Here is an 11,835-nt window from a genome sequence, read left to right on the forward strand (position 1 = left end):
TTTCACCTCCCCCGCCCGCCGCCCCGCCCCGGGAGGGGGGGGGGGGGGGGGGAACGTCCGGTCAGTGGCGGTCAGCGGCGCAGCGCCGCATCGGGGCGCGGCTCCTCGCTCGGCGTGGGAGCCACGGGCCGCGACGGGCGCAGCGCCCACTCGGCGACCACCGCGGCGACGACCGCGGTGGCCGCCAGCGAGGCGGCGACGACGGTGAACGCCGAAACCGCGTCGGCGCGGCCGGCGTGCGGGGCGATGTCCAGGTAGACCGTGCCGAAGACGGCGACGCCGAGCGAACCGCCCACCTGGATGGTGGTGTTGAACAGCCCGCTGACCTCAGCGGCGTACTCGTCGGTGACGGTGCTGGTCAGTCCGGTCAAGGTGCCGCTGAAGGCCGCGCCGTACCCGAGGCCGCCGATGCCCAGCAGGGCGATCAGCAGAGCGTCGTTGCCGGCCTGTCCGGCGGCGAGGGTCAGCGCGAGACCGGTGAAGGCGGCGCCCAGCACGAGCCGCCCGGCCGGAGCGGCGAGCCGCTTCGCACGCGGTCCGCAGCGGCCGAGGAGCGGTCCCGCGACACCGAACGCGGCGACCCAGGACACCAGGGACAGACCGGAGAATCCGGCGCTCCTGCCCAGCCCCTGCTGAAGGTAGAGGGCGAGGACGAAGAGCAGCCCGAAGTAGGTGGCCACCGTGGCGGCCTGCGAGATCAGCGCCAGGGCCACGGGCCGCCGGGTCAGCAGCGAGAGGGTGACCAGCGGGTTGCCGCCGCGGGCGGCCTGGCGGCGCTCCACCCGGACGAACAGCACGAAAGCCGCCACCGAGGCCGCCAGGCTGGCCCAGGTCCACAGCGGCCAGCCGGCCTCCCGGCCCAGTACGATCGGCACCACGAGCAGCAGTAGCGCCGCCGACAGGGTCAGCGCGCCCGGGACGTCGAGCCGCTTGCTGCGCTTCGGCGCCGCCACGGGCAGGCAGAACCACGCGACCGCGATCAGGGCGATGCCGACCGGCACGTTGATGAGGAAGGCGGGTCGCCAGCCGGTGCCGAACAGGTCGGCCGAAACCAGCACCCCGCCCAGCACCTGGCCGAGGACGGCGCTGGTGGAGAGCACGGCCGTGTAGAGGCCGAGGGCTCGGGCCCGTTCCCGTCCCTCGAAGTGCAGCTGGATCCCGGTCAGCACCTGCGAGGTGGTCATCGCCGCGCCGGCGCCCTGGACGATCCTCGCCCCGATGAGCGCCCCTGCCGTCGGGGCGAGGCCGCAGGCGGCGGAGGCGGCGGTGAACACCACGAGGCCGATCAGGTACACCGTGCGGTATCCGTGCCGGTCCCCCAGCCGGGCGCTGGTGATCAGCAGCATCGCGTAGGTCAGTGTGTAGCCCGAGACGATCAGCTCCAACTGCCCGCCGGAGGCTCCGAGATGATCCCGGATCGACGGTGTCGCGATATTGACGATCGCGATGTCCACGCTGCCGAGGAACATCCCGCCGAGCAGCGAGACCAGGAGCCGGCCCGAGTGCCGGGTGGGGGGTCGTTCTTCCATGACGAGTCTCCGGATGGGTTGCCGTGGGTGTCAGCCGGTGGCGGCACTCCGCCGCCGGCAGGTGAACCCCGCCGGGACGGGGTCCGTTGCAACGGCCGGACCTTCGGCGGTGTTGTTCCCCCGAAAGGGAAGGACACCCGGCGGGTGTCCCTCGGCACTTCCAAGGAACGAAATGGAGACATCGACGTGAGTGACCTCGAGAAGATCGGGACCGCGGTGTTGACCACCCGGAGCATCAGCCTGGCCGGTGCGCAGCGGGTCATCGGCGCGGCCCTGGCCAACGCGGAGGAATCGGACTGCCGGGTCTCGCTCGTGGTGATCGACGCCGGGGGCAACATGACGGCGATGGCCAGGAGGGACGGCACGGCGGACACCGCCACCACGGTCGCGCTGAACAAGGCCAACACCGCGCTGACCCTGCGCACGGCCACCGATGTCTTCGGCAAGGCCATCGAGGACAACACCATGCTGGTGAGCAGCCTGGGCAGCCAGCCCGGTATCGCGCTGATCGCCGGCGGGCTGCCGATCACCGAGGGCGACGAGGTGATCGGGGCGATCGGTGTCAGCGGATCGCGCGACGGAAAGGACCTGACCATCGCCCGCGCCGGGGCGGACGCGCTGCGTTCGGCGGACTGAGACCGGCGCATCGGCCAGGCGCCCCGTCGGCTCAGCCGGCGCCCGTCACCTGTGCCAGCAGGCGGACGGCGTCGCGCGGCAGGCGGTCGCCGCGCCACGCCAGGTGCTGGTCGGGCCTGACCAGGGCCAGATCGCGGCCGTACAGCTCACGTCCGACGGGTCCGGGCACGTCAAGCACCGTCAGCGGCACACCACGGTCCGCGGCGGCGGCGCACAGCGCGGCGCCGTCCGGCGGTGACGCCCCGAGGCGCAGCAGCGTGAAGCCGGCACCGAGCCGGTCGTACAGCGAACTGCCGGCGCCGCGCCCGCCGTCCAGCCACAGATGCGGGGCGCGGCCGCCCGGGACGCCGCTCGGCGTGTACGTGGTGAGCGAATCGGGCGGCGGGGTGTCGGCGTCCTCGGCGCGGATCACGGGGGAGCCGTCGTACCGGGCCCCGAGCTGGACCCCGATGGACGAGAACTGCTCGCCGAGGGTGCCGAGCAGGGCGGCGGCCGCCGCCCGCGCGCTCCGCCCGGCCGCCGAATCGTCCTCCAGGGCTGCCGGGCGTTCGATGGCGCCCAGATTCTGGTTGAGGGCCCGTGCCGCGGCGGTGTTGCGCAGCGCGACCGGACGCCGTTCCGCGCTGTAGGACTCCAGCAGCCGCGCGCCGCCCCAGCCTCGTGTCCCGGCGGCCAGTTTCCACGCCAGGTTCGCGACGTCGTCGATCCCGGTGTTCATCCCGAACCCGCCGGTGGGCGTGAACAGGTGGGCCGCGTCCCCGGCGAGGAACACCCGGCCGCTACCGAAGCTCCCGGCCACCAGCGCCACCCCGGGCTTCCACGCCCGGTGGCCGAGCACCTCCACCGGCAGGTCGGTGCCTGCCGCGGACCGCACGATCCGCACGAGCTGCTCCGCGTCGAAGGTGTCCGGGTCCAGGGAACTGGTCAGCAGACAGAACTCGTCCGCGCCGTCCAGGGAGATGAGGTTGACGACCACATCGGCGTTGACGGCCCAGTAGCTCCAGGCGTCCCGCCCGCCGAGCAGGTCCCGGCGCAGGGTGGGCAGCCGCAGATACGCGGCGGTGGCCTTCCGGCCGAGGACGTCCTGGTCGAGCGTGTGCTCCCCGGTGTACTCGATGCCCGCCGAGCGCCGGACGAGGCTGCGCCCGCCGTCGCAGCCGACGACGTAACGCGCCCTGGTCCGGCGGCCCCGGTGGTCCCGGACGGTCACCCCGTCCGCGTCCGGCAGGATCTCGTCGACCCGGACCCCGTACCGCAGGGTGATGTTCGGCCGGGTCCGCGCGTGCCGGACGAGGAACCGCTCGACGTACATCTGGTTGGCGCGGTGCAGTGGCTCGGGGACCTGGCCGTCGGCGGGCGCCGAGGCGACGGCCTTCCGCTTCTGCGTACCGGACGGCATCGGCAGCCGGGCCAGCTCGTATCCGCTGTAGCGGGTGAAGTAGACGACGTCCGTCGCCTGGTGCTCCGGCAGCCCCAGGGCGCGGATCGGATCGGCTATGCCCAGCCGCCGGTAGTGCTCCATGGTGCGCGCGTTGTGGGTGTTGCCCCGTGGGTGGTCGAAGGAGGCGTCCCCCTCGTCGTACACCACGCACGCCACGTTCTGGGCGTCCAGCAGGAGGGCGAGGGCCAGCCCGACCGGCCCCCCGCCCACGACGACGACGGGGGCCCGTGCGGCGAAGTCCTGTTCCGGCATGCCGACCGTCCTCGAACCGAGTCTGGAAACGCTGACCAGGGCAGGCTACGGACCTCCCCGGCCCGCCACGCTCAGGTTGTTGCGGCCGAATCACCACTGTCACGTCCATGCAGGTCAGCAGGGTGTGCCGGAGGCTTCCGGGCGCCCGGAAACCGCCGAACTCCACGTCTGATTCCCGCTAGCGCCGGTCTCGGCCACCGAGCACAGTGGGAGAGGTGACCGCGTCCGGCGTGACCGGAGCACGGGGGATCGTGCAGCGCCGTGCAACCGATACGGCGCGGCCGGTGTTCTGTCGTCACCGGCTCACACCTGCCAGGACCTCAGGCAGGGGATTCAAGCAGGAGAAGGGAACGTGGCATGCAGGTGCGGACTACGGCCGGCGCGGACGCTTCGGCGGCCGTGACGGACACGACGGCCGGCGAGGCGGGAACCCGTTGGGCGGGAATCGGGCTCGCGCTGATGCTGTGCGCCCAGTTCATGGTCATGCTCGACGCCTCGATCGTGACGGTCGCCATCCCGGACATCCAGCGGGAGCTCGGCTTCTCGCAGGCGGGGGTGCAGGGCGTCATCACCGCGTACAACGTGGCCTTCGGCGGCGCGCTCATCCTGTGCGGACGCATCGGCGACCTGCTGGGCCGGCGCCGGGTCTTCGTGATCGGCATGGTCGGCTTCGCGCTCACCTCACTGATGTGCGGTCTGGCGCAGAGCGCGGTGATGCTGGTGGCCGGACGCGCGCTCCAGGGCTTCTCGGCCGCGCTGATCGCGCCGACCGCCCTGGCGCTGCTGACCACCTCCGTCCCCGAAGGGCCCCAGCGGGTCAAGGCGATGAGCAAGTTCGGTATCGCGACCGTACTGGGGTTCGTCAGCGGACTGGTCCTGAGCGGGATCCTGGTACGTGAGTGGGGCTGGCAGGGCGTGTTCTACGCGACCGTGCCCGTCGGGTTCCTGGTGGCCGCGCTCGCGCCGAAGTTCATCGCCCGCGCTCCCCGGCAGCCGCACCGCATCGACGTGGTCGGCGCGATCCTGATCACCGTCGGTGTCTCCCTGGTGGTCGCGGCGCCCGCGCAGGGCGTGGCGTCCGGATGGACGTCGGCCGCCTTCCTCATTCCCCTTCTGGCCGGTGCCGCACTGCTCGCGGTATTCCTCTGGTACGAGACCCGGCACCCTGAGCCGCTGGTCCGGCTCGGGCTTTTCCGTTCCCGTTCGCTGCGTGCGGCCAACGTCGTATCGGTATTCTCCGGTGTCAGTTCCGGTTCCGCTTATCTGCTGACGACCATGTATCTCCAGCAGGTGCTGAATTACTCGCCGTTGAAGGCCGGGCTCATTGTCGCGCCGGTCGGGATCCTGAACATCACCTTCGGTCTCTTCATCGGGCGGCTGATCGGCCGCATCGGCCTGCGCGGCTCCATCACGGCCGCGACGGTGCTCTCCGGTCTGCTCATCGCGCTGGTCGCCTCACAGGTGTCCGTCGAGCCCGGCATCGTGCTCTTCGCCGTGGTGCTGCTCCCCATGGGGATGGCGTTCATGGCGACCACGATCACCTCCACCCTCGCCGCCACCTCGGGTGTCGTCAACCATGAGCAGGGGCTCGCGGCGGGTGTGCGCCAGACGTCGTTCCAGCTCGGCATCGCCCTGGGCGTGGCCGTACTGGTGCCCATCGCCTCCAGCCGGGTGCACGGCGCGGCCCCCGGCCACGCGGCCGACCTGGCCGACGGGATCCAGCTGACGCTCTATCTGCTCGGCGCCCTGGTGGTGGCGGCCGGACTGTTCGCCTTCCACGGCTTCCGGCCGGCCCGGGAGAAGACAGCGCGCTGATCCGGCCCCAGCTCAGTACGCTGCCCGGCCGCGGCTCGCACGCATTCCTTTCAGTCGACAATTAAAAGTTCAACCATTCCAGCAGAGAGGCGGCACGGACCCCTTACCGGGTCCGTGCCGCCTCTCTGCTTTTCGCAATTCCCTGGACCTGAGTGTTCCGCTTGTCTGTAGCGGCTCTGTGCAATTCCTGGTGTTCCCGGCCGCATGCTATTCGCATGACACGAAGACCTCCTCGGAAAGAGTCTTCCGCTCGATTGGGTGCCACCGAGGTTCCGGAATCGTCGTCGTCCAGTCCCAGGGCGTGTTCGCACGAAGGCCCGGGGCCGCCGTCCTCCAGCACGTGTTGCACAAGGGAGCGCCCGATGATGAGAACGACCTCCACGGGAAAACTGCTGCGTCTGACCAGACTGTGCGGACACGGGGACGGCCGGTACCTGTTCGTGCCCCTCGACCACTCGGTCTCCGACGGACCGATCGCCACTGCCGACCGGTTCGAGGAACTGATCCGGGACGTGGCGGCCGGCGGCGCCGACGGCATCGTCGTGCACAAGGGCCGGGCTCGCGTCGTCGACCCCGAACTGCTCGCGGACTGCTCGCTGATCGTTCACCTGAGCGCCAGCACCCCCCACAGCCCGGACGCCGACGCCAAGGTCCTGGTCGGCGACGTCGAGGAAGCCCTGCGGCTCGGCGCCGACGCGGTGAGCGTGCATGTGAACATCGGCTCGGACACCGAGGCGGCCCAACTCGCCGACCTGGGAGCGGTCGCCGCGGCCTGCGACCGCTGGGGTATGCCCCTGCTCGCCATGATCTACCCGCGCGGCCCCCGGGTCACCGACCCCACCGATCCCGTCCTGCTGTCCCATGTCGTCAACATCGCCGCCGACCTCGGGGTCGACATCGTCAAGACGGTGTTCGCCTCCCCGGCCGAGCGGATGGTCGAAGTGATCGACAGTTCGCCGCTCCCGATCATCGTGGCGGGCGGCGACCGCGCCGACAGCCTGACCGAATTCGCGACCTCGGCGCTCGCCGTCGGGTGCAGCGGGCTCGCCGTCGGGCGGCGGGTCTTCGGTGCCGCCGCGCCGCGCGCCACCGTCTTCGAACTGGCCGGGATCGTCCACGGACACCCCGGCACCCTCCTCTCTTCCCCATCTCCGCGAATGGCAGGTGCTCTGTGAAGCTCAGCTGGATAGACGTGCGTTCCATCGGATCGGCGAAAGACGCCATCGTCGAAGAGGCGATCCACGCCCGGATCGACGGGATCCTCGCCGCCGACCCGGCGGACTTCGCCGCACTGCCGCCGACCGTGAAGAAGATCCTCTTCCCGCAGGGGGAGAAGCTCCCCGAGGACTTCGGCGCCGCCGACATCGTCATCGTCGAGCCGGCCAAGCACGGCGAGCCCGCCGAACTGGTGCTGCGCCACCCCGAGGTGGAATTCGGCCGCTACGTCGAGATCGTGGACGCCGAGTCGCTGGAGGAGGCCTGCCGCTCCGGCCGTACCGAGAAGTGGAGCGTGCTGGACTTCCGTGACCCGACGAAGATCCCGCTGGAGATCGTGATCGCGGCCGCCGCCAAGGCGGAGGGCAGCCTCATCACCGTCGCCCACGACGTCGAGGAGGCGGAGATCATCTACGGCGTCCTCGAACTCGGCTCCGACGGTGTGCTCATGGCGCCGTCCGCGGTCGGCGACGCCACCGGCCTCAAGCGGGCCGGTGAAGGCGGCGTGCCGGACCTGGAGCTGGTCGAGCTGGAGATCACCGCGACCGCGCACGTCGGCATGGGCGACCGGGCCTGTGTGGACACCGCCGCCTACTTCGGCAAGGACGAGGGCATCCTCGTCGGCTCGTCCTCCAAGGGCATGATCCTCTGCGTCAGCGAGACCCATCCGCTGCCGTACATGCCCACCCGCCCCTTCCGGGTCAACGCCGGGGCCATCCACTCGTACACCCTCGGCCAGAACGAGCGCACCAACTACCTGAGCGAGCTGAAGGCGGGCAGCAAGGTCACGGCCGTGGACATCCACGGCAAGACCCGGCTGGTGGTCGTGGGCCGGGTCAAGATCGAGAGCCGCCCGCTCATCTCCATCGACGCGGCGGGCCCGGACGGCCGCACCGCCAACCTGATCCTCCAGGACGACTGGCACGTGCGGGTGCTCGGCCCCGGCGGCGTCGTGCTCAACAGCACGGAGCTCAAGCCGGGCGACAAGGTGCTCGGGTACCTGCCCGTAGCGGACCGTCATGTCGGCTACCCGATCAACGAGTTCTGCCTGGAGACGTGACAGATGCGGGAGCGAGTGTCCGACGCGACGCGCAGAACACGACCGGCCGGCCGCTCGCGCCCGCCCCAGGGGGGCGTGGCGGCGGGGCCGCCCCGGACCAGGGAGTTCCCCGACGACGACGCCCGCTGGCGGGCCGTACTGCGGCGTGACCGGCGCGCCGACGAGGCGTTCTGCTACTCGGTGGTGACGACCGGCACCTACAGCCGGCCGTCCTGCGGGTCACGGCACGCCCGCCGCGCCAACACCGTCTTCTTCCCGGACCCCGAGGCCGCCGAACGCGCGGGCTTCCGGCCCTGCCGGCGCTGCCGGCCGGACCAGGCGGTGTACGACCCGCACACCGCCGCGGTCGTCCGGTCGTGCCGGCTGATGGAGGCACCGGGCCCGGCCCCCTCGCTCGGTGAGCTCGCCGACGCGACCGGCTTCAGCCGGTTCCACTTCCACCGGCTGTTCACCGCCCTGACGGGCGTCACCCCCAAGGCGTACGCCGCCGCCTGCCGCGCCGACCGGCTGCGGCGGGAGATCCCCAGGACCGGGACCATCACCGAAGCCATCTACGAGGCCGGGTTCAACTCCAGCGGCAACTTCTACGCACTGGCGCAGAACCTGCTGGGCATGACGCCGAGCAGCTTCAAGAACAGCGGACGCGGCGAGCGCATCAGCTACGCGTTCGCCGAGTGCGAACTGGGCCTGCTGCTGGTCGGCACGGCGTCCGCCGGTATCTGCTCGATCCAGATCGGCAGCGACGCCGAGACCCTCGTCGGGCGCCTGCGCAGCCGGTTCGCGGAATCCGGGCTGACCGCCGCCGACCCCGGCTTCGGCCGCCGGCTGGCCACGGCCCTGCGTGGCGCGGCGCCCCTCACGGGTCACGGCGACCTCCCCTGCGACATCCGCGTCAGGGCGCTGGGGGAGTGGCTGCGGACCGCGCTCAACGAGCCACGGCCCGGGTCCCCCGCACGGCGGGCCGAACCCGCGCTCCCCCCACCGATGGCACGAGTAGGAGAGGCACACGGATGAACATCCTGGGGACCCACCGGTCCGTCACCCAGCGCCTGCGCCTGACGGCGGACCGGCAGCTCGGTGCCGGCGACTTCTTCTGGCACACCTGGCGGACCGCGCGGGACCGGGACCGGCCGGTCCTGTTCCACCCCGACACCACGTCACCCGCCTGGGACGAGAGCGCGATGACGGGGACGTCCCTCAACGACATCCGGATCGCCGCGATCCGGTACGCCCACTGGTACCGCACCCACGGAGTGCGTCCGTCGACCCACGTCGGGGTCTTCACCCGCGACGGGCTGTACGGACTGCTCCACCACATAGCGATCACCGGCCTCGGCGCGGTCGCGGTGCACTGCAACCCCAACATGGCCATCGGCACGGCAGCCGAGTACTTCCGCCGCACCCGGACGACGGTCCTGGTGGGCGACGCGGACCTGCTGACAGGCTGCGCCGAGTCCTGGTCGCTGCCCGACGCGGCCCCGGACCGGCCGCTCCTGACAAAGGACATCGCACGGCTCGACGAGACGGCCCCGCTGCCGCCCGCGCCGCTGACCGGTTTCCCGTACCGCCACCGGCCCGACGACCTGGTGATGATCTCGCACTCCTCGGGGACCACCGGGCGGCCCAAGGCCCCGGTCTTCACCCACGCGTCGTTCTTCAACGGCAAGCGCGAACGCCTGTGGACGTTCCCCTCCCTGCGCTCCGACCGGATGCTGACCGCGCTGCCGCACAGCCACTCGGCCGGGATCAGCTATCTCAGCATGGCCCTCATGCTCGGCATCCCGACGCTGCTGCTGGACGCGGCGGACGGCGCCTCGGTCGCGCGGGCCGTCAACCGGTTCCGCCCCACCTTCGTCCTGGGGTTCCCGCTGACTCTGGCGGAGATCGACCTCTCCCGGATCACTCCGGAGGCGGCCCGGCACATTCACACCTGGAACGGCATGGGAGACGCCTCCCACGAACGCCACATCCGCCCGCTGACCGCGCTGGGCACCCGCCGAGACGGCGGGAAGGCACTGGCCGGTTCGGCGTACGTCGACGGGCTGGGCTCCTCCGAGATGGGGATGGTGCTGTTCAAGCAGGTCTTCACCCCGCAGTCGGCCGGCTTCGAACGGCTCATCGGCCGGCCGGTCAAGGCCGTACAGGACGCCGCGGTCCTCGACGAGCGGGGCCGGCCGCTGCCCGACGGCGAAGCCGGACTGCTCGGCGTCCGCACGCCCAGCATCACCCCCGGCTACTGGGACGACCCGACGCTCGGGAAGGAGTCCCTGCGCAACGGCTACTTCCTGACCGGTGACGTCGTCCGGCGCGAGAGCGACGGCCTGTGGTACCACCTCGACCGCACCCCCGACGTGATCCGCGCCGCCGACGGCCCCGTGTACAGCCTCCCCCTGGAGGAGGTCGTGCTGCTCACCACCCAGGCGCTGGACGCCGCGGTCGTCGCCGTGGACGATCCCGGCGCCCCCGGGGCCCAGCGGCCGGCCGCCGTCGTGCTCTTCGACGGCGGCTCCGGCGCGGCCCCCGGCCCCGGTGACGCCTCCCCGCAGGACCTGCTGGACCGCTGCAACGACGCGCTGGCCGGGCGCGGACTCGCACCACTGAGCGCCCTCGTCATCGCCGCGGACCGCAGCGGCCTGCCGGTCGGACCGACCGGCAAGGTCCTCAAGCGGCAGCTGCGCGAAGCGCACCAGGACCTGCTCGGCCGGCCGGCGGAAGCGGGCGCGGCCCATCGCGCGCAGCGGCTGCCCTCGGCGTAGACCGCGGCCCGGCAGCGACGCTCGTACAGCGGCCCTCGGCAAGGGCCCGTCCGGCAACTCCGCAGGAACACCCACACACCGAAAGGCTCGACGACATGGCCCACGGGCAACCCGCACGCCGCGTGGTGGACCTCCTCACCGGCGCTTGGCAGGCCCAAGCGCTCTACGCGGTCGCGGCACTCGACCTCCCCGACCACATCGCCGCCGGGGCCACCAGCACGGCGAAGATGGCCGCGGCGACCGGCTGCGACCAGGACGGCATCGAGCGTCTGCTGCGGCTGGCGACCGCCATGGGCGTCTTCGAGGACACCGCGGACGGCTACCGGCTCACCCCGGTCGGCGAACTGCTGCGCTCGGACGACGAACGGTCGATGCGCGACATGGCGGTGATCTACGGCGAGGAGTTCCACCGGGCCTGGGGAGAGGTGGTCCCCGCTCTGCGCACCGGCACCTCCGGCTTCGCCCTGGCCTTCGGCACCCCGCTGCGCGGCTATCTGGAGACGGAACCGGGCGCGGGGGAGAAGTTCCAGCGGGCGATGAACGCCGGCAACGTGTTCTTCCCCGACGTTCTGAAGGCCTACGACTTCACCGCCTGCCGCACCGTCGTCGACGTCGCCGGGGGCAGCGGAACGCTGCTGGCCACCGTCCTGCGGGAGCACCCGGAACTGCACGGCGTGCTGTTCGACCTGCCGCACGTGATCCCCGTCGCGCGGGAACACCTGCGGAGCGCGGTGGAGCCCGGCCACTGGCGGACGGTCGGCGGCGACGCCTTCCAGGAGGTCCCTGCGGGAGCGGACGTCTACCTGCTCTCCCGCGTCCTCCAGGACTGGGACGACGAACGGTGCGTACGGCTGCTCTCCGTCATCCGGAAGGCGATGCCCGACACCGGCCGGCTGCTGATCGTGGAGCGCGTCATACCCACGGACGGCTCCGGACTCCTGGCCCTGCTGTGGGACCTGCACCTGCTCGTGGCCGCCGGCGGCCGGGAACGCACCCTGGACGGCTACCGGGACGTCCTGGCCGCCGCCGGGCTGCGGTTGGAATCCGTCACACCGATGGCCCTCGAAACGAGCCTGCTGGTCGCGGCACCGGACCCCGCGAGCCCAGCATGATCCAAACGAGAGGCCCTGG

General features: G+C 71.8%; 9 protein-coding genes. 7 read left to right on the forward strand and 2 right to left on the reverse strand.

Going from position 1 to position 11,835, the window contains the following annotated elements:
* Positions 1 to 71: 71 nt before the first annotated feature.
* On the reverse strand, positions 72 to 1,529 hold the full coding sequence (locus AB0I52_RS23200; RefSeq protein ID WP_363075471.1) for an MFS transporter: 1,458 nt from the start codon (positions 1,527 to 1,529) through the stop codon (positions 72 to 74).
* A gap of 186 nt (positions 1,530 to 1,715) precedes the next feature.
* On the opposite strand from AB0I52_RS23200, the gene AB0I52_RS23205 reads away from it, so the two are divergent.
* On the forward strand, positions 1,716 to 2,165 hold the full coding sequence (locus AB0I52_RS23205; protein WP_363075473.1) for a heme-binding protein: 450 nt from the start codon (positions 1,716 to 1,718) through the stop codon (positions 2,163 to 2,165).
* Positions 2,166 to 2,196: 31 nt separating this feature from the next.
* Here the strand turns inward: AB0I52_RS23205 and AB0I52_RS23210 are convergent, their stop codons facing one another.
* Positions 2,197 to 3,858, reverse strand: a complete 1,662-nt coding sequence (locus AB0I52_RS23210; protein ID WP_363075475.1) for an FAD-dependent monooxygenase — start codon at positions 3,856 to 3,858, stop codon at positions 2,197 to 2,199.
* A gap of 357 nt (positions 3,859 to 4,215) precedes the next feature.
* Between AB0I52_RS23210 and AB0I52_RS23215 the strand changes: the two genes are divergently transcribed.
* The 6 genes from AB0I52_RS23215 (at position 4,216) to AB0I52_RS23240 (ending at position 11,816) form a co-directional block, all read left to right on the forward strand.
* The gene (locus AB0I52_RS23215) at positions 4,216 to 5,673 is read left to right on the forward strand and encodes an MFS transporter (protein WP_363075477.1); all 1,458 of its coding nucleotides are present in this window, start codon (positions 4,216 to 4,218) and stop codon (positions 5,671 to 5,673) included.
* Between the two features lie 362 nt (positions 5,674 to 6,035).
* Positions 6,036 to 6,848: a 2-amino-3,7-dideoxy-D-threo-hept-6-ulosonate synthase gene (locus tag AB0I52_RS23220; RefSeq protein WP_363075479.1), complete on the forward strand. Its 813-nt coding sequence runs from the start codon at positions 6,036 to 6,038 to the stop codon at positions 6,846 to 6,848.
* A complete protein-coding gene (locus AB0I52_RS23225) occupies positions 6,845 to 7,948 on the forward strand; it encodes a 3-dehydroquinate synthase II (protein WP_363075481.1) in 1,104 nt (367 codons plus the stop codon). The genes AB0I52_RS23220 and AB0I52_RS23225 overlap by 4 nt, the downstream gene beginning before the upstream one ends.
* Positions 7,949 to 7,951: 3 nt before the next feature.
* Positions 7,952 to 8,962: an Ada metal-binding domain-containing protein gene (locus AB0I52_RS23230; RefSeq protein ID WP_363075483.1), complete on the forward strand. Its 1,011-nt coding sequence runs from the start codon at positions 7,952 to 7,954 to the stop codon at positions 8,960 to 8,962.
* Positions 8,959 to 10,704 carry a class I adenylate-forming enzyme family protein gene (locus tag AB0I52_RS23235; protein ID WP_363075485.1) on the forward strand — a complete coding sequence of 582 codons (1,746 nt, stop codon included), beginning with the start codon at positions 8,959 to 8,961 and terminating at the stop codon, positions 10,702 to 10,704. The genes AB0I52_RS23230 and AB0I52_RS23235 overlap by 4 nt, the downstream gene beginning before the upstream one ends.
* 95 nt (positions 10,705 to 10,799) lie before the next feature.
* Entirely contained in the window at positions 10,800 to 11,816 is a 1,017-nt protein-coding gene (locus AB0I52_RS23240) for a methyltransferase (RefSeq protein WP_363075487.1), read from the forward strand.
* The last annotated feature ends 19 nt before the right edge of the window (positions 11,817 to 11,835 follow it).

This window comes from Streptomyces sp. NPDC050423 (assembly GCF_040655445.1).
Lineage (GTDB): Bacteria > Actinomycetota > Actinomycetes > Streptomycetales > Streptomycetaceae > Streptomyces.